This window comes from Rhizobium sp. P43 (assembly GCF_056730705.1).
In genome coordinates this window covers 2929809-2954302 of the sequence record NZ_CM161539.1, presented here as the reverse complement: position 1 = coordinate 2954302, position 24494 = coordinate 2929809, and the positions used below count along the sequence as shown (strand labels likewise).

At 58.9% G+C, this 24494-nt stretch carries 28 protein-coding genes; 22 read left to right on the top strand and 6 right to left on the bottom strand.

The genetic code is table 11. From position 1 onward, the window contains the following. The first annotated feature begins 69 nt into the window (after nucleotides 1-69). The gene (gene visN / locus AC1PUL_RS14800; RefSeq protein WP_480464911.1) at nucleotides 70-819 is read left to right on the top strand and encodes a transcriptional regulator VisN; all 750 of its coding nucleotides are present in this window, start codon (nucleotides 70-72) and stop codon (nucleotides 817-819) included. 10 nt (nucleotides 820-829) lie between these two features. Continuing rightward, nucleotides 830-1579 (top strand): transcriptional regulator VisR, encoded by a 750-nt coding sequence (gene visR, locus AC1PUL_RS14795; RefSeq protein ID WP_480464910.1) that lies wholly within the window; start codon nucleotides 830-832, stop codon nucleotides 1577-1579. Nucleotides 1580-1586: 7 nt separating this feature from the next. Here visR and AC1PUL_RS14790 read toward each other — a convergent pair whose 3' ends face one another. The 6 genes from AC1PUL_RS14790 to motA form a co-directional block, all read right to left on the bottom strand. Beyond that, nucleotides 1587-2027, bottom strand: coding sequence for a hypothetical protein (locus AC1PUL_RS14790; protein ID WP_480464909.1), 441 nt, complete (start codon nucleotides 2025-2027; stop codon nucleotides 1587-1589). A 5-nt stretch (nucleotides 2028-2032) separates the two neighbouring features. Continuing rightward, nucleotides 2033-3115 carry a flagellar biosynthesis protein FlhB gene (gene flhB / locus AC1PUL_RS14785; RefSeq protein ID WP_480464908.1) on the bottom strand — a complete coding sequence of 361 codons (1083 nt, stop codon included), beginning with the start codon at nucleotides 3113-3115 and terminating at the stop codon, nucleotides 2033-2035. Nucleotides 3116-3296: 181 nt separating this feature from the next. Then, nucleotides 3297-4337 (bottom strand): flagellar motor switch protein FliG, encoded by a 1041-nt coding sequence (fliG, locus tag AC1PUL_RS14780; RefSeq protein ID WP_480464907.1) that lies wholly within the window; start codon nucleotides 4335-4337, stop codon nucleotides 3297-3299. Between the two features lie 28 nt (nucleotides 4338-4365). Further along, a complete protein-coding gene (fliN, locus tag AC1PUL_RS14775; protein ID WP_480464906.1) occupies nucleotides 4366-4995 on the bottom strand; it encodes a flagellar motor switch protein FliN in 630 nt (209 codons plus the stop codon). Nucleotides 4996-5054: 59 nt separating this feature from the next. After that, on the bottom strand, nucleotides 5055-6002 hold the full coding sequence (locus tag AC1PUL_RS14770; RefSeq protein WP_480464905.1) for a FliM/FliN family flagellar motor switch protein: 948 nt from the start codon (nucleotides 6000-6002) through the stop codon (nucleotides 5055-5057). A 2-nt stretch (nucleotides 6003-6004) separates the two neighbouring features. Then, nucleotides 6005-6883 (bottom strand): flagellar motor stator protein MotA, encoded by an 879-nt coding sequence (gene motA, locus AC1PUL_RS14765; RefSeq protein ID WP_480464904.1) that lies wholly within the window; start codon nucleotides 6881-6883, stop codon nucleotides 6005-6007. 221 nt (nucleotides 6884-7104) lie between these two features. On the opposite strand from motA, the gene flgF reads away from it, so the two are divergent. From flgF to motC, 20 genes are all read left to right on the top strand, one after another. Next, nucleotides 7105-7839 carry a flagellar basal-body rod protein FlgF gene (flgF, locus tag AC1PUL_RS14760; RefSeq protein WP_480464903.1) on the top strand — a complete coding sequence of 245 codons (735 nt, stop codon included), beginning with the start codon at nucleotides 7105-7107 and terminating at the stop codon, nucleotides 7837-7839. Nucleotides 7840-7857: 18 nt separating this feature from the next. After that, entirely contained in the window at nucleotides 7858-9246 is a 1389-nt protein-coding gene (gene fliI / locus AC1PUL_RS14755) for a flagellar protein export ATPase FliI (protein ID WP_480464902.1), read from the top strand. A 2-nt stretch (nucleotides 9247-9248) separates the two neighbouring features. Next, complete coding sequence (locus tag AC1PUL_RS14750) at nucleotides 9249-9812, top strand: flagellar protein (RefSeq protein ID WP_480464901.1); 564 nt, start codon at nucleotides 9249-9251, stop codon at nucleotides 9810-9812. Nucleotides 9813-9887: 75 nt separating this feature from the next. Beyond that, a complete protein-coding gene (flgB, locus tag AC1PUL_RS14745; protein ID WP_480464900.1) occupies nucleotides 9888-10283 on the top strand; it encodes a flagellar basal body rod protein FlgB in 396 nt (131 codons plus the stop codon). Further along, on the top strand, nucleotides 10283-10705 hold the full coding sequence (gene flgC, locus AC1PUL_RS14740) for a flagellar basal body rod protein FlgC (protein WP_480464899.1): 423 nt from the start codon (nucleotides 10283-10285) through the stop codon (nucleotides 10703-10705). Before flgB ends, flgC begins: the two co-directional genes overlap by 1 nt. Then, nucleotides 10702-11040 (top strand): flagellar hook-basal body complex protein FliE, encoded by a 339-nt coding sequence (fliE, locus tag AC1PUL_RS14735; protein ID WP_480464898.1) that lies wholly within the window; start codon nucleotides 10702-10704, stop codon nucleotides 11038-11040. Before flgC ends, fliE begins: the two co-directional genes overlap by 4 nt. Before the next feature lie 15 nt (nucleotides 11041-11055). Further along, nucleotides 11056-11844, top strand: coding sequence for a flagellar basal-body rod protein FlgG (flgG, locus tag AC1PUL_RS14730; RefSeq protein WP_480464897.1), 789 nt, complete (start codon nucleotides 11056-11058; stop codon nucleotides 11842-11844). A gap of 17 nt (nucleotides 11845-11861) precedes the next feature. Continuing rightward, a complete protein-coding gene (flgA, locus tag AC1PUL_RS14725) occupies nucleotides 11862-12338 on the top strand; it encodes a flagellar basal body P-ring formation chaperone FlgA (protein WP_480464896.1) in 477 nt (158 codons plus the stop codon). A 14-nt stretch (nucleotides 12339-12352) separates the two neighbouring features. Continuing rightward, complete coding sequence (locus AC1PUL_RS14720; protein WP_480468590.1) at nucleotides 12353-13456, top strand: flagellar basal body P-ring protein FlgI; 1104 nt, start codon at nucleotides 12353-12355, stop codon at nucleotides 13454-13456. Further along, entirely contained in the window at nucleotides 13453-13989 is a 537-nt protein-coding gene (locus tag AC1PUL_RS14715) for a MotE family protein (RefSeq protein ID WP_480464895.1), read from the top strand. Before AC1PUL_RS14720 ends, AC1PUL_RS14715 begins: the two co-directional genes overlap by 4 nt. After that, nucleotides 13986-14705, top strand: coding sequence for a flagellar basal body L-ring protein FlgH (flgH, locus tag AC1PUL_RS14710; protein WP_480464894.1), 720 nt, complete (start codon nucleotides 13986-13988; stop codon nucleotides 14703-14705). The genes AC1PUL_RS14715 and flgH overlap by 4 nt, the downstream gene beginning before the upstream one ends. Nucleotides 14706-14725: 20 nt before the next feature. Then, a complete protein-coding gene (locus tag AC1PUL_RS14705; protein WP_480464893.1) occupies nucleotides 14726-15247 on the top strand; it encodes a flagellar basal body-associated FliL family protein in 522 nt (173 codons plus the stop codon). Next, nucleotides 15244-15981 carry a flagellar type III secretion system pore protein FliP gene (gene fliP / locus AC1PUL_RS14700; protein ID WP_480464892.1) on the top strand — a complete coding sequence of 246 codons (738 nt, stop codon included), beginning with the start codon at nucleotides 15244-15246 and terminating at the stop codon, nucleotides 15979-15981. The genes AC1PUL_RS14705 and fliP overlap by 4 nt, the downstream gene beginning before the upstream one ends. A 251-nt stretch (nucleotides 15982-16232) precedes the next feature. Next, complete coding sequence (locus tag AC1PUL_RS14695) at nucleotides 16233-17141, top strand: flagellin N-terminal helical domain-containing protein (RefSeq protein ID WP_480464891.1); 909 nt, start codon at nucleotides 16233-16235, stop codon at nucleotides 17139-17141. 404 nt (nucleotides 17142-17545) lie between these two features. Beyond that, complete coding sequence (locus tag AC1PUL_RS14690) at nucleotides 17546-18460, top strand: flagellin N-terminal helical domain-containing protein (RefSeq protein WP_480464890.1); 915 nt, start codon at nucleotides 17546-17548, stop codon at nucleotides 18458-18460. 223 nt (nucleotides 18461-18683) lie between these two features. Further along, entirely contained in the window at nucleotides 18684-19682 is a 999-nt protein-coding gene (locus AC1PUL_RS14685; protein ID WP_480464889.1) for a flagellin N-terminal helical domain-containing protein, read from the top strand. A 304-nt stretch (nucleotides 19683-19986) separates the two neighbouring features. Next, a complete protein-coding gene (locus AC1PUL_RS14680) occupies nucleotides 19987-20949 on the top strand; it encodes a flagellin N-terminal helical domain-containing protein (RefSeq protein WP_480464888.1) in 963 nt (320 codons plus the stop codon). Between the two features lie 264 nt (nucleotides 20950-21213). Next, entirely contained in the window at nucleotides 21214-21867 is a 654-nt protein-coding gene (locus AC1PUL_RS14675) for a FliH/SctL family protein (protein WP_480464887.1), read from the top strand. After that, the gene (locus AC1PUL_RS14670; protein WP_480464886.1) at nucleotides 21864-23159 is read left to right on the top strand and encodes a MotB family protein; all 1296 of its coding nucleotides are present in this window, start codon (nucleotides 21864-21866) and stop codon (nucleotides 23157-23159) included. Before AC1PUL_RS14675 ends, AC1PUL_RS14670 begins: the two co-directional genes overlap by 4 nt. 2 nt (nucleotides 23160-23161) lie before the next feature. Beyond that, complete coding sequence (gene motC / locus AC1PUL_RS14665) at nucleotides 23162-24493, top strand: chemotaxis protein MotC (RefSeq protein WP_480464885.1); 1332 nt, start codon at nucleotides 23162-23164, stop codon at nucleotides 24491-24493. The last annotated feature ends 1 nt before the right edge of the window (nucleotide 24494 follow it).

The window sequence follows — 24494 nt, the reverse complement described above, 5'->3', positions numbered from 1 at the left end:
AGTCGGGTCGAATCGAACGCAGTGAAATCAGAGAGAATGCTAGGCTGGCAATTCAAAGGGGCACATTGAATGGATGCCGAGCTGACCACAGAGGGGAATAAGGGGCGCTCTCAACCGGCCCCTCAGATGGAACCTGTACACAAGGGTTCATCTTCGAAGGACGTTCTCATTCGAAAGCTCGCAACGCCGGCGCTTTCGGGCGACATGAGTCATTGTCTCCGGGTTCTCTGTGACTATGTCGGTGCTTCTCATCACTTGCTGGCACGCTACGACCTTGTGCAGGAGGAGGGGCTGGATTTCGTCGTTGCCGCCGACTGGCCTTTCGATTTGGTGAGGCGCCTTGAGAGCGAGCTGGCCACGAGCTATTCCCAATCGACGGAACTGGAAAAGTGCCTTTCGGTGCTGCAACCGAAATACGCCATTCTTCCCGATGATGCGCATGTGCCGCTCGGCACCAGTCGCCAGTATTGCACCGTGACATTGAACGTCGGGCGCACCCGCCTGGCCTTGCTCCTGCTCTTTCCGCAGGACTATGTCCTGTCTCCGGAGCGATTGAGGGAGGTCGGTCTTCTCGCGGCCTATGCGCTCAGCCTCTCAGCCAACAAGGGGCAAAAGAGCGACCGGGACTTTGATCTGACCGATCGGGAACTGGAATGCCTATTCTGGATCGCAGAAGGCAAGACCAGCGATGAGATCGCAATGATCCTCGGCATCTCGCGCAATACGATCAACAATTACATCACGAGCGTGATGCGCAAGACTGCGACCAAGACACGTTCAGAAGCCATCGCCTATGCGGTGCGCAACAATCTCGTTTGAGGGAACAGGAATGGCGACCAATACCAGACCGGGCGGATCCATCCTCGAAGATGCGACTTGGTCTGGCCAGCGTCCCGTCACATCGCGGTCAGACATCTTTCCGAAGCTCGTTTCGCTGCAGCGATCTCTCAACGCCCGCGGTTTTGCGGCATTTCGCATTGCAGGGGCCAGCCTGCCGCACAAGCGTCGGCTGGAGCCGGAATTCGAGAATTGGAGCAGTGGCCTGAGCAGCAGCCGCGAGGCTTTCGTTGCAGCCTATGGCGACATCCTTCTTGCACATATCGAGACATCGACACTGCCCATCCTCTGGAGCGCAGAGGAGAAGACCAGCTTTCTGGATGCGTCCGATTTCACGCCGTTCGGGATTCAGCTTGAGCAGCGGCTTCTGCCACATTCCGGTATCGCCTTTCCCGTGCGTCTCGGAGCGGTTGGCAACGGCTATGTGGTTTTCCCGACCATCGGTGGCGCTGACTTGCCAGGAGAGCTGATTCTCGCTGTCCACAGCCGTTGCTACAAGGTCATGACTGACATCCTCTCCCTCGATGAGCGGCGCGCCGCTCCTTCTGAGACTTTGAGCGAACGCGAGATTGCCTGCCTGCAGCTGGCCGGCGATGGTCGGATCAGTGAAGAAATTGCCGAGCGGCTGGGTCTGTCGGTTCATACCGTCAACGCCTATCTTGGCTCGGCCACGATCAAGCTCGATTCAGTCAACCGAATCCAGGCCATCGCCAAGGCGATCCGCCTTGGCTACATCACCTGATGCCTCTTTAGCCGTAAAGCGGTGACGCCTGACCCTTGACGAAGCGCGCCTCCTGCAGGCGATCTTCCAGCATCCGCGTGTTTGCGTCGGGGTCCCCTGAGGTGTCGTGAAAGGCGATGTGCTTGATGTCGAGACCGGCATGATCGTTGGTCAGCGTCAGCTGCGAATAGATCGTGATGCCGCGTGGCTTGATTTCGAGATCAAGCACCACCTCGGGCGGGCCGCCCCAGTCCAGCCGAAAATCGCCGCCGGCTCCAAACACGACGGTGCCCGGATGGAAATAAAGCTCGGCTGCGGAGGAAACGAGGTCGGACAGGTTCCCATAAAGTTCAAAGCGCAAAAGTGAAATCAGGTCGGCAGCATCAAGAAGGCGCAACTCACTCGCAACAGGGCTGATAGCCTCGGCCACGATGCGTTCACGCTGATTTGTATAGGAGCACTTCTTCATCGGGCCTAGCGTATCCGTCTCTTGGGGGCCTTGGACGCATAGACTCGATGGACGAGTTCTGCGACTGCCTTGTAAAATATTGACGGGATGACGCTATCCACCGAGACTTGCGCAAACATGGAGCGTGCGAGCGGCGGGTCCTCAAAAATGGGGATATTGTTTTCCTGGGCGATCTCGCGGATTTTCAGTGCGACGAGATCCTGGCCCTTGGCCACCACGACAGGTGCCTCGTTTTCTTCACGGACATAGCGCAAAGCCACGGCATAGTGGGTCGGATTCGTGATCACCAGAGTGGCGCGAGGCACGCTTGCAATCATGCGCTTGCGGGCCCGGTCGCGGGCAATGGAACGCTGGCGCGCTTTGACGATCGGGTCACCCTGGGCCTGCTTGTACTCCTCCTTCACCTCCTGCTTCGTCATGCGCAGCTGTTCGTACCAGTGGTACCGTGTCCAGAAGACATCGACGACGGCCAGCAGCGCCGTTGCCATCACGACGATGACCATCATCTTGTTGAGGATCTCGGCCATCTTGACGAAGATGACCTGCGGGTCTGAGAACATCGCGTCGATCACGGCGAAGTAGTCGCCACGCAGCGCAAAGACCATGATCGCCGAGACCACCAGGATCTTGAAGATCGACTTGGCGAACTCGACCATGCCCTGAGCGCTGAAGATCCGCTTCCACCCCGCAAAGATCGAGATGCGGTTCACCTGCGGTCTGATCCGCTCCAGCACGAAATAGGGCATATGCTGGGCCACGTTGGCCCCCACCCCGAGCAGGATCAACATGATCAGCATCGGTGCCAGGAACGCGCCGATCTCCCAGGCAAGATGGGTAAACAGTGAGACGACATCGACGGCCGTGCCGAGATACCACTGATCGGGTCGTTCGAAGATGTCCTTCAGTGACTGGCTCAGTCGCGTGACCGCGCCGGGAAGGAAGAAGACGGCATAAAGATAAAAGCCGAGCGCCGTCGCAAAGAGCGGCGCCTCGCGCGAGGTCGGCACATTGCCTTTTTCCAAAGCATCCCGAAGCTTTTTCTCGGTTGGGTCTTCGGTTTTGCTGTCTTCGTCGTCATCTTCGGCCATGGCCGCTGACATCCTTGGGGGCTGAACCGGGTCAAATCGATCATGTGCCGGTCAATTGAGCCGCTCGCAACGCGCTTGCACGGCCGTCGGGAGACACCCAACCTCTTGAACGTAGAGACCCGCCGATCAGGGTTCAATCGGCGGGTCAATGATGGTTGGAGTTTTCAACAGAGGTGACCTGTCAGGCGGCCTGTGTATCGCCGCCCTCTGTATCCTTGAGCTGGATCTGACCGGCATTGGCCAGTCGGATGGCTTCTTGCGCGACGGCGCGGCGGGCAATCGCGATTTCGCGCGGATTGATTCCGGCCGTGCCGGCCTGCAGATCTGATTCGATCATGCGGCGGGAACGCGGGCTGATCGAGGCGAGAACGCATTCCTTGATCTCCGCACTTGCTCCGCGCAACGCCATGGTCAGGATTTCGCCGGAGATGTCGTTCAGCAGCAGCACGCGACTGCGCTGCGGCATCGCCAGCAAATCCTCGAACAGGAAAATCTTCGGACGAACCTTGTTGACCGATTCCTTGCTGATGGATTCGAGCGACTGGAGCAGCGTGTCGACTTCCGGCTTTTCGAGCTCGTTCATCAGTTCCGCAACCTTGGCCGAACCCGTCGAGTTCTTCTCGGCATCGATTTCGGCGATCAGGTCATGCACGCGGTTCTCGATGATCTGTGCGGCCTTCGGGCTGACATTCTTCAGGTTGACCGTTCGGTTCATGATGTCGGCACGGCGGCTTTCCGGCAGCTTCAGCAGAACCTTGGCGCCGAAGGAAGAGGGCAGCATCGAGAGGATATAGGCAACCGTCTGCGGGTGCTCGCGCATCAGGAACTTCGCGATAAAGTCTGGATCTGCATCCTGCAGGCGGTCCCAGATTGAGGCTTCATAGGCCTGGAACGCGGTGCGACGTCCGAGAAGTCCATCGACTTCCTCCGGCGTCAGGCCTTCCTCGAGAATGCTCTCGATGGCCTTGGCATTGTCCATGAGGCCCGCACCCTCGGTGAACAGGTCTTCGAACTCGTTGACGAGTTCGGTCAGTTCATCCGGCGGGATCGTGCGCAGGGTCTGTGCCGACGCGATGATCGTCTGCAGTTCCGCCTGCGTGAAGTATTTGAGCAGCTTGCCGGCGACACCCTTTCCCATGGCCAGCAGCACTGCGGCTGCCTTATCGGCCTGGGAAAGCGGTTTTCCGGTTAAAGGTCCGCCAAAATCGTCAAAGTCCATCATGGTCTTTTCCTCTCTGGCCCGTCATGGGTCAGGATGTCTTGGTCGCCATCACTTCAATCAGTTTGACACCAAATCGCGTATCGTCATTTTCGAGGACGGTGATCTCGCCGCGCGCAATCCGCCGGCCATTCACCATGATCTCGACAGGCTCGCCGATCTTCTTGTCCAGCGCGATGATGGCGCCTTCCTCAAGATTCATAAGCCCAGAAACCTGCATCTTGCTCGAACCCAGCACGATCTGAACTTCGATCGGAATGTCCATGATCAGGTCAAGATTGGCGCTGAGCCCGCTGCCAGGCTCCTGTTGGGTGCCGGAGGAGCCTCCGAAATCGCTGGAGCCCCCGAAATCACTCGAACCGCCGAAATCACTGGTCCCGCCGAAGTCGCTAGCTCCGTCGAGATCGCTCGCTCCGCCGAAATCGCCCAGTCCGAAATCATCGCTCGGCGCGGCTGCAGCGCCGCCGCCAAAATCCGATTCGAACGCAGCAAGCGGGTCGTCTTTGAGTCCGAGGTCCGAGCCGAAATCCCCGAGCCCGCCTTCAGCGTCCGCCTTCAGAACGCCACGCAGGTCATCTACGGCCTGGTCGAAGTCCATGTCGCTCGCGCCTGGCATTGCCAGCGCGTCGTCATCCTTCGGTGGTGTCTTCTTCGTTGCCATGGAGTGATTATTCCTCTTGAAACTTGCCTCAAGCTGCCGTGGGCTGAGCCCCTAAACTGCTAGCTCATCAAATGCTTTAAAATTTCATCTTCGCTACTGACATTGTCCTTCACCCGAACCGTATACCGATCCCCCGCGCGACCGAATTCGCATCTGTAAAGGTTCTTTCCGTTGGCACTCACATCGACCATCACGTCGCCCTTGTCGCGAAACGGAATGACATCCCCTGCGATCAGGCGTGAAACGGTTGCCAGTGTCAGCTGTTCGAGCCGGATCCGGGCTTCGAGCGTGACCTGGGAGCGGCGCACCTGCTCGGCGATCTGCTCCTGCCATTCCTTCTTCGCCTTGCCGGACTGGCTCTTCGACTTCGGCATGGTGACCACAGTCTTGAGCAGCGCCTTCTGCGGGATGACGAGGTAGAATTCGGAGGTCACCGTCCCGAGTGTGATGCCAAGCTTGACGGTCACGGCATATTCATCGACATGGTCCTCGTCCAGCTTTGGACGATCTTCGGCGTTGTGAGCCTTTTCGAGCAGGGGCTCGAAACCGCCGGGAGCATTGACGCCGGATCGCAGAACATTCGCAATCTTGTCGAAGATCATCACGGCGAGATCGAGTTCGATCTGTGACAGTGGCCGTTCTATCGGCTCCTGAATGGTCTCGGGCAAGGCACCGAGCAGGTTTTCCATCAGCGTGATGACAAAGCTGTTGCCACAAGCCAGGACGAAGTTCGGCGACCAATTGCGCAGCTGTCCATCGGCAAGCGAGACATTGTCGCCGAGTTCGGCGATCAAATCGGTCATCAGACCGCTCTCGTGACCGTTGTAGTGGACCTGCATGGTAAGGCCCGTTTCGCTGTGAAAAACATCGGGCAGAAACTCGATATAGAGCTGGCCAAAGTCTGCGCAGAGACGCTGCAGGGTCTTGGAATCACCCAGCCCGCCGGTCAGTTTGGCGAGAAGGGCGCGATCCATGCCTGGGGCTTTTTCGGTGATCGTTTCGGTCATGATCAGGCTGCCTTGCTTTCACCGCCGCCGCCGGGGTTCATCATTTCCTGCTCCACGGCGTCGATCGACGGGCGCTCGTAGGAGGAGATGGTCTTGCGGCCGTATTCGAGAGCGACCTGCGGAACCGAGCCGTTCATGTAGGCGAGCAGCGTCTGTTTGACGATGATGTAAAGGCGGTGCTGCTTGGTCCGGACCATCTTGATTTGGGTGATGATCGGGTTGCAGAGGGAGTAAGAGAGGAAGATGCCGAGCATGGTGCCGACGAGGGCCGCGCCGATAAGGCCGCCAAGCACCTCGGGAGACTCGTTGATGGCGCCCATGGCCTTGATAACCCCGAGAACCGCCGCGACGATACCGATCGCCGGGAAGCTGTCACCCATAGCGGTCATCGCGTGATACGGCTTCATCTTGTCGTAATGGATGGTCTCGATTTCCTCGTCCATCAGCGCCTCGATCTCATGGCTGCGGGCATTGCCGATGATGATCAGGCGAACATAGTCACAGATGAATGCGGTCAGCTCCTTGTTCTTCAGCAGGTTCGGAGCTGCGGTAAAGATCGAGGATTCTTCCGGGTTGTCGATATGCGCTTCGATTTCGTTGCGTGACTTGGTACGCAGGTCGCGCATCAGTGAGTAGAGCACGCCGAGAACGTCGAGATAGTCACGCTCCTTCGGCACCGTCTGCTTGAACGCTTCGCCCATGGCCTTGCCGGTGTCTTTGATGACCTTCATCGGGTTGGCCATGATAAAGCCGCCGATACCCGCACCACCGATGATGACGAGCTCGAACGGCTGAAACAGCACGGCGAGCTTGCCACCCATGGCCATGTAGCCGCCGAGAACGCAGCCCAATGTTATGATGAAACCGACAATGATGTTCATTTTGCCCGCACCCGAACGTTACTATTCATCGTAAGCGATAGTGCTCCTGCCTTGCGTGAGGCTGAATCCGGGCACCCGTTCTGAGCTGCGCGGGCTCTCGGTCACAAGCTTGCCCTCGACAGTTTCGCACAAGCCTTTTGCCGCAAGAAGAGCGGGTCGAGCGTAGGCTATTCTGCGTTAATTAATGATTTACTGATCTTCTTCCCTGCGGAGGCAAAGCGATGCAATCCGGTATCTATGTATCCCTGTCGTCGCAGATGGCTCTTGAGCGCCGTCTGACCACCATTGCGGACAACATGGCCAACGTGAACACCGTCGGTTTCCGCTCGACGGAGGTGAAGTTCGACGAGGTGCTGAGCAAAACGAACAACGAGCTCAATGCCCAGATCGCTTTCGTCAGCCAGGGGAACGACTATCTCTCCACCAAGAGCGGCGAACTCATCGAAACCGGCAACGTGCTTGATTTTGCAATCAAGGGTGAAGCCTGGTTTGCTATCGACACCCCGGTGGGTCAGGTTCTGACCCGCGACGGACGCTTCACCATGACCGATGCAGGTGAACTTATCTCCACCCGTGGCTACCCCGTTCTCGACGCCGGCGGCGCTCCGATCCAGCTGAACCGCGAAGGTGGCCCGCCGGAAGTCGGAGCAGGCGGTCAGATCATGCAGGATGGTCGTGTCGTTGCCACGCTTGGCATCTTCACCGCAGACGTTCGCAACGGCTTCCTTCGTTACGAAAACAGTGGCGTGACCACGGTCGATAATCCGCAGCCTGTCGTCGATAACCCTGAGATCTCCGTGCTTCAGGGCTATGTCGAGAACTCCAACGTCAACGGCATTGGCGAAATGACCCAGCTTATTCAGGTCAACCGAGCCTTTGAGGCCATCAGTGCCCTGATCAGCTCCAGCGAGAGCACCATGAGCGAAGCCATCAAGGTTCTTGGCGGCGGCAACTAAGCCTGAGATCGGATCATCATGAGCACGCTGACATCCGACGAGTTCCCGCTTTCACCCAAGCTTGGACAATTAGCGGCTCTGGCCAATCGCTACATGCAGCCTACCAATTCGGTGACCCAGGGCGGCCACGTGCGCACGATCGCCGCCGGCCACTATACCGTGACGGGTCTGTCCCGCCATGTGCGTCTGGGAGAGTTCGTCGCTCACCGGTCAGCGACAGGCGTGCACCTGGGCGAGGTGGTTCGCGTCGAACCGGATGTCTGTTACGTCTGCCCGATCGAGCCTGGTGAGCCCATCGGCATCCATGATGTTGTGATCCGAAAGGGTGCATTCCGTGTCGCTCCGGACGACAGCTGGTGTGGGCGCACGATCAACGCCCTGGGTGATCCGATCGACAATGGTCCGGCCCTTGCGCCGGGACCCGAGCGCCGCCCCATCTCGACCACAGCACCGCCGTCCATGACGCGTCGACGCGTGGAGAGTGGTTTCAAGACGGGTGTCCGCGCCATCGATATCTTCTCGCCGCTCTGCCTGGGCCAGCGTCTCGGCATCTTCGCCGGATCCGGTGTCGGCAAATCGACGCTTCTGTCGATGCTGGCTCGTGCGGATGCCTTCGACAAGGTTGTGATCGCGCTGGTCGGTGAACGTGGCCGTGAAGTCCGAGAATTCATCGAGGATACGCTGGGCGACAACATGGCCAAATCCATCGCGGTGGTTGCGACAAGCGACGAAAGCCCGATGTTGCGCAAGATGGCGCCACTGACGGCGATCACCATCGCCGAACACTTCCGCGACAAAGGCCAGAATGTCCTCTTTATCGTCGACAGCGTGACGCGTTTTGCCCATGCGATCCGCGAGGTGGCGACCGCCGCAGGCGAGCCACCGATTGCCCGCGGTTACCCAGCCTCGGTTTTCACGGAGTTGCCGCGTTTGCTGGAGCGTGCCGGTCCGGGTGCGGAAGGGGCGGGCACGATCACTGCCATCATCTCCATTCTTGTCGATGGCGACAATCACAATGATCCCATCGCCGACTCCACCCGCGGCATTCTCGACGGCCACATCGTTCTTGATCGCGCACTTGCCGACGAAGGACGCTATCCGCCGATCAATCCCTTGACCTCGATTTCCCGATTGGCCCGCAAGGCCTGGACTGCTGAGCAGGAAAAGCTGGTGTCGCGTCTCAAGGCGCTGATCCATCGCTTCGAGGAAACGCGAGATCTTCGCCTCATCGGCGGCTACCGCAACGGCTCTGATCCCGATCTCGACATGGCGATCAAGCAGGTGCCTGTCATCTACGATATTCTGAAGCAGACGCCCGGTGAGAAGCCGGCGCTCGATGCCTATGCCGACCTTGCCAATGCCTTGAAGGCGGCAGCGGGCGGGCAGGGCATGAGACAAAGGGGCTGACCATGACCGATTTCGAAGCTGACGAGCCAGTTGCTCCGCTGCGACCGGTCCTGAAAAAGCGCCGGATTCCGACCATCGACCGGGTTTTGGCCATAACGGGTATCGCACTTGCATGTGGTGCGGCCTTCTTTCCCTGGTACGTCTTCTTCAACGAAGAGAAATTCGGCATCCAGGTCGCGGACTGGGAGCGGACGCGTGACCTGCCGGAAGGTCCTGGTCGCGATGTCGTGAGCGTGTCACCTCTGGCACTCGTTGATCGGGATGACGAAGGCGGCGACGGCGAGGCTGCAAGTGTCGATCAAATCGTCACCGCGACCGTCCCAACCCTGGGTCTCGAGCCACCGGAACCATCCGAAACGGCCGTTTCTCAGCCCTTCCCTGGCAGGGTGGGCTTCCGTCTGCTGCATGTCGCCAACGGTCGCGCGCTGATCGAAGACAAGGCCGGAATGTATCTGGTTCGCGTCGGATCAATTCTGCCGGACAACAGCCGAGTCGCGACGCTGGAGCAACGCGATGGCAAATGGGTCATCGTGACCTCCGCCGGAGACGTCGTACAAAACAATTGAGGCGGCGTGGGGCGGGCAAGTCCCACGCAAGATTACCATTCTAAGCTCCGATCAGTTATAGACGGAGTGATGTGAATGAATCCCATCCAGTTGTTCGAGCTGGCATCTCGACAGGCCGAATGGCTTTCTGTCCGCCAGCAGGTCGTTGCGACCAACATCGCCAACGCCAACACGCCCAAATATCTGGCCAAGGATATCACGCCCTTCAGCGCAGTCCTCGAAAAGACGGGCACAGTGCAGGGCATGGCCGTGACCCAGCCCGGCCATATGGCCGCCGCTGACTTCAGTGATCGCAACATCGCCGTAGAAGAGGAAGATCTCAACAACGAGATCGGCATCCAGGAGTCCGGCAACACTGTTGCCCTGGCCCAGGAACTTAGAAAGACCGGCGAGAACAAGCGCAACCACGAGCTCAACACCTCGCTCGTGTCTTCCTTCCATCGCATGATGCTAATGACGGTGAAACGCTGATGAGTGATCCATTGCTGGCAACTTTGCGGGTTGCAGGAAGCGGGCTTGAAGCCCAATCGACCCGCCTTCGCATCGTATCGGAAAACATCGCCAACGCTCGCACCACGGGCGACACCCCGGGCGCTGACCCCTATCGGCGCAAGACGGTCACCTTCGGCTCGGAGCTGGACCGTGTGACTGGTGCTGAAACGGTCGAGGTCAAGAAGCTCGGCGTCGATCAGGGCGACTTCATCGAGGAATATGACCCAGGCAACCCGGCAGCCGACGAACGCGGCATCGTCAAGATGCCGAACGTCAACATCCTGATTGAAATGGGCGACATGCGTGAGTCCAACCGGACATATGAAGCCAACCTGCAGACGATCAAGCAGACACGGGAAATGATCTCCGCAACAATCGCGCTTCTGAGGGCCTCGCAATGATCGAATCCATCACCAAGACCAGTGCGCTTTCGAGCTTGAACGGGCTGGACTCACTGTCCAGTTCCATGTCGACGCGCGGCCTTACGACAGAGGGCTCCACGCCTGGCACCATGACCGGCGAGACCTTCATGGCCGCGCTGAGCAACATCGCAACGGATGCTGCCAACAACCTCAAGCAGGCGGAGCATACCTCCTTCGAAGGATTGATGGGCAGAGCCAACACCCGCGAGGTTGTTGACGCCGTCATGCAGGCCGAACAGTCGCTCCAGACGGCGATCGCGTTCCGCGACAAGGTCGTCAACGCCTATCTCGAAATCACCAAGATGCAGATCTGACAGGGGTACCGAACTATGAGAGCGCTCGCCATCGCAGCCACGGGTATGGACGCCCAGCAGACCAATCTCGAAGTCATCGCCAACAACATCGCGAACATCAACACGACCGGCTTCAAGCGTGCGCGTGCTGAGTTCTCGGACTTGCTCTACCAGACCGAGCGCGCTCAGGGCGTTCCAAACCGTGCCAACCAGGCCATTGTGCCCGAGGGTGCCAATATCGGTCTCGGTGTGCAGACGGCGGCCGTCCGCAACATTCACACCCAGGGACAGCTCACCCAAACCGGCAACGAACTCGACCTTTCCTTGGTTGGCCGTGGCTGGTTCCAGATCGAAAGCCCGGATGGTACAACCCTCTACAGCCGTTCCGGCGCCTTCAACATGAATGCCGAGGGCCAGTTGGTCACCATCGACGGCTATCTCGTCACGCCGCAGATCACGATTCCCCAGGATGCCAGCGAAGTCATCATCAGCCGCACCGGCCAGGTGCAGGCGCGCATCGGCAATGATGCTGATTACACCGAGCTTGGGCAGCTGACGATCGCCAACTTCGTCAACGAAGCCGGTCTGAAGCCGCTGGGTGACAACCTCTTCGCAGAGACGGCAGCCTCGGGTGCTGCCATTGTCGGCGCCCCCGAGGATCCGGGCTTCGGCTACATCAAGCAGTCCTATCTCGAAGCCTCGAACGTCGATTCGGTGAAGGAAATCACGGACATGATTTCCGCCCAGCGCGCCTACGAGATGAATTCCAAGGTCATCACCACCGCCGACGAGATGGCTCAGATCGTCAGCAAGAACCTCAAGTAAGACAACTGGAGGCAAACATGAGGTTTCGCCGGAAAATCGGACATGCCTTGCGTGCAGTCGCTTTCGCAGCTGCCGCGCTGGGCTTTGGCGCGGGCATTGCACTGGCGCAGAACACGGCCGTGATCCCCAAGCAGGTGATCTATCCCGGCGAAACCATTTCCTCCGAACAGCTCGACGTCGTGGCCGTGACCAATCCCAATCTCGCTGGCGGCTATGCCCGCACCAAGGAGGAAGTGGTTGGCATGGTGGCAAAGCGCACCTTGCTGCCGGGTCGCACCATTCCGGTCCACGGATTGCGGGAAGCCTTCGCGGTCAAGCGTGGCAGCAGTGTCCGGCTGACGTTTGCGATCGGCAACATGCTGATCAGCGCAAGTGGAACACCGCTTGCCGACGCATCCGTCGGTGAGATCGTGAAAGTACGTAACATCGATTCCGGCTCGATCGTCTCCGGCACGGTCATGGCCGACGGTACGGTACAGGTGATGGCAAAATGAGAATGATGGCTCCTATGCGGATCGCGCTTTGCGCACTGGCGCTGGTCATGGCTCCGTTGCAGCCAGCGATCAGCGCCAATTCGCGCATCAAGGATATCGCTTCGTTGCAGTCCGGGCGGGACAATCAGTTGATCGGCTATGGACTCGTGGTGGGTCTTCAGGGCACCGGCGATAGCCTGCGTTCCTCGCCTTTCACCGAGCAATCGATGCGCGCGATGTTGCAGAACCTCGGCATATCGACCCAAGGCGGACAATCGAACGCCACGAACGTTGCGGCCGTCATGGTGACCGCAAACCTTCCGCCCTTTGCAAGCCCCGGCAGCCGGATCGATGTCACTGTGAGCTCGCTGGGTGACGCCACATCCTTGCGCGGCGGCACGCTGGTCATGACCTCGCTGACTGGCGCTGATGGCCAGATTTATGCCGTGGCCCAGGGCTCGGTTGTCGTATCCGGTATCAGTGCGCAGGGCGCGGCAGCCAGCGTTCAGGAAGGCATCACAACGTCCGCCCGCGTCCCGACCGGCGCGATCATCGAAAGGGAACTGCCTTCGAAGTTCAAGGACAGTGTCAATCTGGTCCTGCAGCTTCGCAATCCCGATTTCACGACGTCGCTGCGCATAGCCGATACGATCAACGCCTATGCAGCGGCCAATTATGGTGCGCCGATTGCGGAAGCGCGTGACAGCCAGGAAGTCGTTGTCCAGCGTCCCCGCACGGCAGATCTTGCCCGCTTGATGGCCGATATAGAAAATCTGGTCGTAACGACCGACTCGCCGGCGCGTGTCGTTATCAATGAACGAACCGGAACCATCGTCATTGGCGCAGATGTTCGCGTCTCTCGTGTTGCCGTGAGCTACGGGACCCTGACGGTCCAGGTCCAGGAAACCCCCCAGGTCATCCAGCCAGAACCGTTTTCGCTCGGCGAAACGGCGGTCCAGCCGCAGACGGATATCTCCATCCGCCGAGAGGGCGATCAGATGGCCATCGTCGAGGGCCCGGATTTGCGAACCCTCGTCAGTGGTCTGAACAGCATCGGCGTCAAGCCGGATGGTGTCATCGCAATCCTCCAGGGCATCAAGTCTGCCGGAGCACTGCAAGCGGAGCTCGTCCTGCAATGATAAACACGCGCTTTTATGGCCTGTCCCGGACCGTTCTTCGCAACACGGCCCTGATCGTGGCGATTGCCACGCTGCCGGCGTTCGCCCAAACGGCCGTCGGGCAGCAGCAACCTGCCGAAAGCCCCACAGAGGCGGAGATCCGGCAGTTCTGCACAGGGATTGCCGATGCCGCACGCGATCAGCGCTATCTGCTCCAGAAGCAGGAGCTTGAAAAGCTGCAGGCCGATGTGGACAGCCGCATCGCCATTTTGGAACAGCGTCGCACCGAGTATGAAGACTGGCTGACCCGTCGCAACGAGTTCATGAAGCAAGCCGAAGGGCAGCTGGTCGAAATCTACAGAAAGATGGCGCCGGATGCGGCAGCACCCCAGCTCGAGGAGACGAATGTGCTCCTCGCGGCGGCCATCATCATGAAACTGCCTCCCCGCCAGTCGAGCCTTATTCTCACTGAGATGAGTCCTGAAAGAGCGGCCCAGGTCGCTTCGATCATGTCGAGTGCCGGCGACCCCAATACCTCGAAGGACCCGTCATGATGAAGCGTTATCCGGCACTGCTGGCCATTCTCCTCCTCGCCGGCTGCCAGAGTCAGACCATCAAGGAAATCGGCAATGCGCCGTCGATGAGCCCCATCGGGTCCGGGCTGCGTTACAGTCAGACACCGCAGATGGCCATGTATCCGAAGCAGCAGGCGCAGACGGCCAGCGGGTACTCCCTCTGGAGTGACAGTCAGTCGGCTCTGTTCAAGGATGCCCGTGCGCTCAACGTCGGTGACATCCTGACGGTCAATATCGAGATCAATGACCGGGCCTCGTTCAACAACGAGACCGACCGCAGTCGCGACAACAACACGGGCCTCACCTGGGGCGCGGAGATCTCGAATTTCCTTGGCTTCTCGACCGAGGCGGGGACCACTGGCGACCTATCGACCGACTCGACGACAAGCTCTTCAGGCAGAGGTTCAACAGAGCGTTCGGAACGACTGAACCTGCTCGTTGCCGCCGTCGTCACCGGTGTGCTGGAAAACGGCAACTTGCTGATCAGTGGATCGCAGGAAGTCCGCGTCAATCACGAATTGCGCATCCTCAACGTCGCGGGTATCGTTCGACCGCAGGATGTCAATGCCGACAACGAGATCTCCTATGACCGGATTGCCGAGGCGCGCATTTCTTATGGTGGACGTGGTCGCCTGACCGAAGTCCAGCAGCCGCCGATCGGCCAGCAGGTTGTCGATATCTACTCGCCGTTCTGACGCGAGGGAGGTTTAGGGACATGGAAGAAGGCCAGGAAGGCGCAGGCAAGAAGAAGTCGGGCCTTATGGCGCTCGTCATCCCGCTGGTGGTGCTGACCGCCGTCGGCGGCGGCGGCGGTTGGGTCATCGGCAACATGCTGGCTCCGCAGGTCAAGCAGGCCGCCGATGCTGCGAAAGCGGCGGAGGAGGCGGCCGCCGCCGAGGGGGAGAAAAAGGGCGGTAAGGAGGAAGAGGGCCTGCCCAAGATCTCCACCGAGGCAAACGGCGTTGTGGCTCTTGAGCCGATCACCACCAACCTCGCTTATCCCTCGGAGAACTGGATCCGCATTGAAGTGGCTCTGATGTTCAACGGTCCGCCGGACGTGCAGATCGCCGAAGCGGTCCACCAGGATATTCTGGCTTATATGCGTACGGTATCACTGCAGCAGGTCGAGGGGCCGCGCGGCTTTCAATATCTCAAGGATGACCTTCAGGAGCGAGTTGACCTGCGCTCGGAAGGCCGCGTATCCAAGGTGATGTTCAGAACACTCGTGATCGAATGATTCGGTTTCTACTCATCGTCGCCGTCATGATGATGGCGCCGCAACTGGCTGTGGCCCAGCAGTTGCCGACGGATATCTTCAACACCCCGATCGATGGATCGGTGGCGGCGTGGATCATTCGTACCTTCGGTCTGCTCACGGTGCTGTCGATCGCGCCGGGCATTCTGATCATGGTCACCAGTTTCCCGCGCTTCATCATTGCCTTTTCGATTTTGCGCTCCGGCATGGGGCTTGCGACGACCCCTTCCAACATGATCCTCACCAGTATGGCGCTGTTCATGACGTTCTATGTCATGGCTCCGACCATGGATCGATCCTGGCGCGAGGGGGTCCAGCCCTTGCTGAACAGTCAGGTCACCGAAGCGCAGGCCGTCGCCCTGATTGCCGAGCCGTTCCGCGATTTCATGACCGCCAACACCCGCGACAAGGATCTGGCACTGTTCGTCGACATCGCCAATGAGCGGGGCCAGGCCACGATCGTAGACGGCAAGATCGACTACCGCGTCCTGATCCCGGCGTTCATGCTCTCCGAAATCCGTCGCGGCTTCGAAATCGGCTTTCTGATCATTTTGCCCTTCCTCGTCATCGACATGGTTGTCGCAACAATCACGATGGCGATGGGTATGATGATGCTGCCGCCGACCTCGATTTCCCTCCCTTTCAAGATCCTGTTTTTCGTCTTGATCGACGGCTGGAACCTGCTCGTGGGAAGCCTCGTCCGCTCGTTTGCCTAAGCGTTAACCACGTGCGTTTGCACATGGTTTACCACGCCAGATTACCGACGATTCACTACGTTCTCACCGGCCACGGACCTGGTGTCGAATCTAAATGACTTGGCAAGAATTCGCTGCGAGTTTGGAGCTCGCACGACGGGTCTGGTAATTAAGAAAAATACCAAATGGCATGATGCCGCACGCTCGTGACCGGTAAGTTTAGTAAGTCCGGTATGTCCCCTCTTGTATCTCGTTTTAAGGGACAAATAGACATGGCCAGCATTCTGACCAACTCCAGCGCGATGTCCGCGCTTTCTACCCTGCGTTCGATCGCATCCAGCATGGAATCGACGCAGAGTGCCATCTCGACCGGCATGAAGGTTTCCAAGGCGTCTGACAACGCAGCCTATTGGTCGATCTCGATGACCATGAAGTCTGACAACATGGCCCTCTCGGCCGTTACCGATGCACTCGGCGTCGGCGCCGCCAAGGTTGATACTGCCTATGCCGGTATGGAGGCAGCAATTGACGTCGTGAAGGAAATCAAGAAGAAGCTGGTTGCCGCCAAGGAAGATGGCGTCGATAAGGGCAAGATCCAGGAAGAAATCACGCAGCTTCAGGAGCAGCTGACCTCGATCGCCGAATCCGCATCGTTCAACGGTCAGAACTGGCTTGCTGCTGAAGCAGGCGACGTGACCGTCGTGACGGGCTTTACACGCGCCGCCGACAACACGGTTTCGGTCAAGTCGACGAGCATCACCCTCGATGCGGCGACAAACCTGCTGTTTACCGCTGACAACGCCGGTGTGATCGATGAAGAAACCGGTATTCTCGGCGCTGCTGGTGCAGTCAGCGGTGAAAGCGTTGTTGGTTTCACGATCAGCGACACGACGACGAGCGATGAAATTGATGAACTGCTGACGGACGTCGAAACCGCCCTGACGTCTATGGTCAGCGCCGGTGCGGTTCTCGGCTCGATTTCGGCACGCGTCGATCTCCAGAGCGAGTTCTCCGAAAAGCTGTCTGACGCCATCGAGACCGGCGTTGGCCGTCTCATCGACGCCGACATGAACGAAGAGTCGACCCGCCTCAAGGCCCTGCAGACCCAGCAGCAGCTGGCGATCCAGGCGCTGTCGATCGCCAACAACGACTCGCAGAACATCCTGTCGCTCTTCCGTTAATCGTACCATGAGGTCGGCCCGTAAGGGCCGGCCAGCCTATCCCATCGCCGGTATGCCTTGGTGGCTGACCAGAGGCGTGCGAAGGGAAAGCTCAACCCTCCGGAGGCTGATCCGGAACGGAAGCTACACGAAGGCCGCGTTCAAAAAACGAACGCGGCCTTTGCGTTTTATTAATCTTAATCTGGCACGCGCGCGCACGCGCAAGAGTTGCAGAAAAATTTCGGAAAATCGTCAGGCCCAGTCTTCGTTTAGGTCTTCGTTAACCTTGATAGTTTTATCTAGGCCTATCGAAGCGGCGAGCTAACGTTTTAAAATCAGCCAGTTAGCAGGCATGATGCTGTGCGCCCTTACCGGTGAGCCCGGAATGTCCCTTCTTAGTCAGCCATTCAAGGGGCAACACTACTATGACGAGCATTCTTACCAATGTCGCCGCAATGTCGGCACTCCAGACGCTGCGCTCGATCGGCAGCAGCATGGAAGACACCCAGGGCCGCGTATCGTCCGGTCTCCGCGTCGGTGAAGCCTCCGACAACGCCGCCTATTGGTCGATCGCTACCACGATGCGTTCTGACAACATGGCGCTGTCCGCCGTTTCCGACGCCCTTGGCCTCGGCGCCTCCAAGATCGACACCGCCTATGCCGGTATGGAATCGGCAATCGAGGTTGTGAAGGAAATCAAGTCCAAGCTGGTCACCGCAACTGAAGAAGGCGTTGACAAGGAAAAGGTTCAGGAAGAAATCGCTCAGCTCCAGGAACAGCTGATGTCGATTGCCGAATCCGCTTCCTTCAGCGGCGAAAACTGGATTGCCGGTGACGCCGGGAACGTAACCGTCGTATCGGGCTTCGTCCGTGACGCCAACAATGCTGTATCCGTCAAGACGACGACTTACGCGCTGACGGACGCTGCAGACGGCACCCTGCTCTTCGGTGGTGACGGTTCTGGCGGCATTCTCGACACCTCGGGCATCCTCGGCACTGCCGGTGGCGCCACGATCAACGTGTCCGTATTCGAACTCGACATCTCGGGCTTCGACGGTGCTGAAATGGCAGAAGCATTGACGCTCGTCGATGAGGCGCTTGCCTCGATGACCAGTGCTGGTGCGGAACTCGGCTCAATCTCCATGCGTATCGAACTGCAGGAAGATTTCGCTGAAAAGCTGTCCGACTCGCTCGACTCCGGTATCGGCCGCTTGGTCGATGCGGACATGAACGAAGAATCCACCCGTCTCAAGGCCCTGCAGACCCAGCAGCAGCTGGCTGTCCAGTCGCTCTCGATCGCGAATTCTTCTTCGGAAGTTATCCTCTCGCTCTTCCGTTAAGACTGAAGAGTTTCAGCATCGAAGCCGCCCTCCGGGGCGGCTTTTTGCGTCTTAACGACTTTTTTGTGCCTCCTTAACCATCTGTTAACCATAAGACCGCTACACAGGTCACATGTAACGATGAGTTAACCAAGACGAAGAAATGGTTAAGGGCATTAAGCCGCGTCATCGTTCCCGGAAAGACCGGGATGTCCCCAGAACTAGCCATTTAAGGGACACGACCGTGACCAGCATTTTGACGAACAATGCAGCGATGGCTGCACTACAGACACTCCGCTCGCTTGACTCGAAGATGCAGGATACCCAGGCGCGTGTATCCTCCGGCCTTCGCGTTGGTGGGGCAGCTGACAATGCCGCTTACTGGTCGATTGCGACCACCATGCGATCAGACAACATGGCACTCTCCGCCGTTCAGGATGCGCTGGGTCTCGGTGCAGCCAAGATCGACACGGCTTACGCCGCGATGGAAAGCGCCATCGAAGTCGTTAAGGAAATCAAGGCGAAGGTCGTTGCCGCCACAGAAGAAGGCGTCGACAAGAACAAGATCCAGGAAGAAATCGACCAGTTGCAGGAACAGCTGCGCTCGATCTCCGAATCTGCCAGCTTCAGCGGCCAGAACTGGGTGGCAACGGGTCCCGATACAGTAACGCAGCCCGCCGACGTGACTGTCGTTTCTGGATTTATCCGCGACTCGAATGGGAATGTGTCGGTTTCCACGACCACCTACTCTCTCGATGCCACGACCACGGACGGCATGACCGTCCTGTTTGGTGGCGATGTGAGCGGCCTCATTGACTATGATTCGGGTATCCTGGGTAGCGTGTCTTCGACCTTCGACAACGAAGTGGACTGGGATAACGATGGCGCGGCAGGCACTGGTGCTACCGAAATTGGCACCATGTCTATCAACACATTGGTCATCACCAGCTTGACGACGGCAGGCATGCAGGAAGCTCTTGCTTTCGTAGAGTACGGCCTGCAGCAGATGACCAGTGCCGCAGCTGCCCTTGGCTCGATCTCCATGCGCATCGGCATGCAGGAAGACTTCGTGGCCGGGCTGACTGACTCGATCGACAGCGGCATTGGCCGCCTCGTCGATGCCGACATGAACGAAGAATCGACCCGCCTGAAGGCACTGCAGACCCAACAGCAGCTGGCCATCCAGTCGCTCTCGATCGCCAACACCTCTTCCGAAAGCATCCTGACACTCTTCCGTCAGTAAGCGGCGCCCTGGCTAGGGGCGACTTCGTCCCGCCCTGACGGTGTCGGATGTGCTCGGTGTGAATCCGCGCCTCGCAAGAGGCGCGGATTTTCGTTTGTGGCTTGCGCGAAACTTTTCACGTTTTCGTTTCCTGGACAAAAGCGGTGGCCCGCCCTTGTCAGATGCCGCAACGCTTTGTTAACTGCCGCTGTTAACGATTTGTTAACAGTGACGGGGACCGCGCGCTAAGCGGTCAGCATGATGCCCACCCGTATCGCCGGCGAGCTGCCGGATGTGCAGTCCGACACGCTTAGGGGCACCAAGCATGACCAGTATTATGACCAACGCAGCCGCAATGGCGGCGCTGCAGACGCTTCGTTCGATCGACAACAACCTCGAGACGACCCAGCGACGCGTTTCCTCGGGCTACCGGGTAGAGACCGCAGCCGACAATGCTGGCTATTGGTCCATCGCAACGACGATGCGCTCCGACAATGCTGCGCTCTCCACCGTATCCGACGCTCTGGGCCTTGGTGCGGCAACCGTTGATACCGCTTACACGGCGCTTGATAACGTTGTCGATGTCATGTCTTCCATCAAGGCCAAGCTTGTCGCGGCCAGCGAGCCGGGCGTCGACAAGAACAAGATCAATGAGGAAATGAAGCAGCTGAAGAATCAGCTGATATCGGCGGCGCAGTCTGCCTCCTTCTCTGGCGAAAACTGGTTGTACAACACGAATGCCGCTGAGCTCGGCACGAAGCAGGTTGTCTCGTCTTTCGTTCGCGGCGCCGACGGCAGCGTCCAGGTCACCACACTCGATTTCGACACGGAAGAGTCTGTCCTGATCGATACTGGCGACGCCTCACGTGGATTTCTGACCAAGGCGATTGATGCCGATGCACTGCGTGGCACAGGGACTGGCGCCCGTGAATACTTCCTGCTCGACATGGGAGGGGCGCCCGTTGGCGCCACTGAGATTGCCATCAGTACAACCACCGACAAAGCAACTCTCGACGATATGATTGCTGTTGTCGACAATGTGATCCAGCAGTTGACCGACGCCGCAGCCACGCTCGGCGCGATCACCTCACGTATCGAAATGCAGGACAACTTCGTTTCCAACCTCATGAACGTGATCGACAAGGGCATCGGACGCCTGGTCGATGCCAACATGAACGAGGAATCGACCCGTCTGAAGGCCCTCCAGACCCAACAGCAGCTCGGTATCCAGGCACTCTCGATTGCCAACACCGCCGCCGAGAAGCTCCTGACCCTCTTCCAGCGCTAACGCTTGAAACGCCGGATCTTTTGGAATCCGGCGTTTCTGTGCCGTTTTGAAGCAGGCCGTCGCAGACCCCATTCATCTTCGCGCAAGTTTGAACCCTTAGCTTCATCGAGAGGACGTGGCGTGTGATGCCCGGTCCATGACGAGTGAACTTCGATCGATCCCGGAAGATGAGAGAACGCGTACGGATATGCTGATGTTTGATCTTCTTTGCGCACATGAACGTGCCTGCCGGTTCCAATATCTCGCCGATGGAGGCGATTGCCGATGAGCATGCCTCTGGCCCGCTATCTCAAGGATTTCTCAACCGACGCACCGCCGCCGCCATCGCCGCCGGCGAGTTTCGAGATGCCCACGGTTGATGCTTTCGACCTTGATTTTCCGGCACTTCCCGAACCCGAAGTTCAAGTGGTTGATGTCGAAGCCATCCGACGTGAAGCCTATGCCGAGGGACACGAGGCGGGTGAAAAGGCGGCGATGGAACGCTTCGAGGCCGATCGCCAGGCGATGGAGATCGCCCATGCACAAGCCCTGTCCGAGCGTGACCAGAAGCTGCGCGAAGAGTTCGCTGCAGTGCTCGCGGTGAAATTGTCGGAAGTCATTCAGAAGTTGTCTCTGGCTGTAAGTGAGCAGGCCGCCGTCGCCCTGGCGCCCGTCATCGCCGAGGCTCTCGCCGAGAAAGCCATAAAGGATCTTTCTGTGGTTCTGCAGACCGCGATATCAGCTGGAGAGGCGGGTGCAATCACCATTACGGGCCCACGCCAGCTGTTCGACAAGCTCCAGGCAGAGATGCCGGAACAGGCAAACTTCCTGCGTTTCACGGAGGGTGCTGATCTCGACCTGACGGCCGAGTTTGGCGACGCCGCGCTCGTTACACGGATCTCTGCCTTTACTGCGAGCCTGAAGAAAGTTCTGGGATGAGCGAAGACAATCATCACCACGGCAAAAACGAAATCATCATCGTCAAGCGCCATAAAGGCGATCACGATGGCGCCCATGGCGGTGCCTGGAAGATTGCGTATGCCGACTTCATGACCGCAATGATGGCCTTCTTCCTCGTCATGTGGCTGGTCAACGCCGCCAATGAGGAGACGAAGGCCTCGGTTGCCAGCTATTTCAATCCGATCAAGCTCGCCGACGAAAAGCCCACCGAGAAGGGGCTCGAAAAGCCGGTTGAGACGAGCGAAGGCGAGGAAAAGAAAGAGCGATCTGAGGTCGACGAAGACCAGGACAAGGTCGGTTCGGCTGCGGCAACCGGTGACGATCAGACGGCATCCTCAGGGGACCAGGCCAATTATTCCGAAGCGGATTTCTTTGAAAATCCCTATTCGGTCCTGGCCGAGATCGCGCAGGAAGTCGGCCAGCAGGCGAATGTGAGTGCCAAGGGTGAAGGGGGCGCAGCGGATTCCGGTCCCTCGACTGGCGCCCAGGGTGGCGAAGCCTATCGCGACCCCTTTGATCCTGATTTCTGGACCCAGCAGGTTCAGACTGCCAACGGCCCTCCGGGCGAACCGACAGATGCGCAGACGCCAGCCGAACAGGCTCAGACTGCAGAGCAGCAGCCACAGGACCCAGCCGAGCCGTTGACGGAGCCCGAGCAGCAGATCGCGCTGGTCGTGCCGGGCCAAAGGCCTGAGCCCGAGACGACACCGAGCGACTCTCTGACAGCGGATAAGCCGGAAGATGCCAAGGAGATCCAGCAAGCCGAAGCGGCCGCCGAAACGGCCGAGGCTCAGCTGGAAGTTCAGCTCGCCGCCGCAGATCAGCTCAAGGCCGAAATCGAGAACGCGATTGGTGGCGCCGCTGGAAAGCTCGCCGAAGGGCTGATCGTCACGCCCGCAGAAGGGGGTCTCCTCGTTACCATCAGCGACCAGTCCGACGCTGCCATGTTCAATGTCGGCTCGGCCGTGCCGCGACGCGAACTGGTGCTGGCGATGGAAAAGCTCGGTCAGGTCTTGCAGGAAAAGCCGGGCCGTATTGTCATTCGCGGCCACACCGACGGTCGCCAGTTTCGGGGCACTGAAAACGACAACTGGCGTCTGTCCATGGCGCGCGCCCATAGCGCTTACTACATGCTCGTTCGTGGTGGTCTGAGCGAAGACCGTGTCGAACAGGTTTCAGGCTTTGCCGATCGGCGCCTGCAGGTTCCGGATGATCCGCTGGCCGATGCCAATCGACGGATCGAGATCCTGATTGAAGCGGAGCAGGGGTGATCATGCGCATCCAGCGTTCCATCTTCCGACTGCTGTTGTCCGGTGTGATCGTCTTTTCGGTCTCATCCATTGGTCATGCGCAGTCCGTTGATGAGACGCTCGAACCGTATCGCATGCTGCGTTCGCTGCAATTCGTTCAGGATACGGTGGTGCGCGGAGATCATTCTGCTGCAGAGATGCAGCGTTTCATGCTGAGTACGATTGACGAGCGTTTGCGCACGGCCGATCCGAAAGTGTTTCAGGATCCGCGCAATGTAGATGCGGCACTGATCTACGCGATGAGCGGGGGCAATCCCGCCACTCTGGAGTTTCTGGTCGCCCGAGATATCGATGGCAATTTCGATACCCGCGTAAGTGATGTCTTACGGAAGTATCTGAGTGGCAAGGGAACCTTGATTGCCAAATCGCTCGCCGATATCGCCACCGAATACAAGAGCGAAAAGATCGGTCCGTATCTTGCGCTGGTCGCAGGTAACGTCACCCTGACAAGAGATCCGGCCGCTGCGCTCAAGTTCTATGACTGGGCCCGTCTGACGGCTCCTGGCACCATTGTCGAGGAGGCAGCTTTGCGCCGATCGCTCGCCGTTGCGGTTGATGCCAAGATCGTCGACAAGGCCTCGCTCTACGCCAACAGCTATGCGCGCCGTTTTCTCTATTCCCCCTACGCCAGCCAGTTTGCCGATCTTTTTGTCCGCTTTGTCGTCGAGCACTACGATGTACTGAAGCCCGAGGATATCGAAGCAACGCTCGGCTACATGGACACAGACCGGCGGCGCGAGGTCTATCTACGAATTGCCCGGGAAGCCGCGATCGCCGGTCGCAAACCTTTGGCGACCATGGCGGCGGAGCAGGCGAAGCTCCTTTCGGGAAGCGAAGAGGGTGCCGACGCGCTGGCAAGGCTCTATGGGACCATGGTTCGCGTGCCGACCGAAAATGTCAGTGCTGCCATGGAAGCTCTGATGCAGGTGCCGGAGGAGGTTTTGTCGCCCCGTGACCGCGCATTGCGACAGGCTGCCGAGACCGTTGCCAAGGAAGTTCTACGCGAGCCGGAGCCGATGCCGAGCCCTGCGATAGCAAGCCAAGCAGCGCCAGACGTCAGCGCTGAGGCACAGTCCGCCGCGATCGATCCGGATCTCCAGGACCCGTTTGCCCAACCAGCGACGGCCCCAGAGCCGGCCGCTGCCCCTAACGCCGAAATGCAGCCAGCATCGGCGGACCCGGCGCTTGCGCCAGCCCAGCAAGCTGAAATCGATCCGGAACTTCGCAGCTTCGTGGAGTCCGGTCGTTCGAAGCTTGATGCAATTGACGATCTTCTCAACCAAGAAGGCCCGTAAC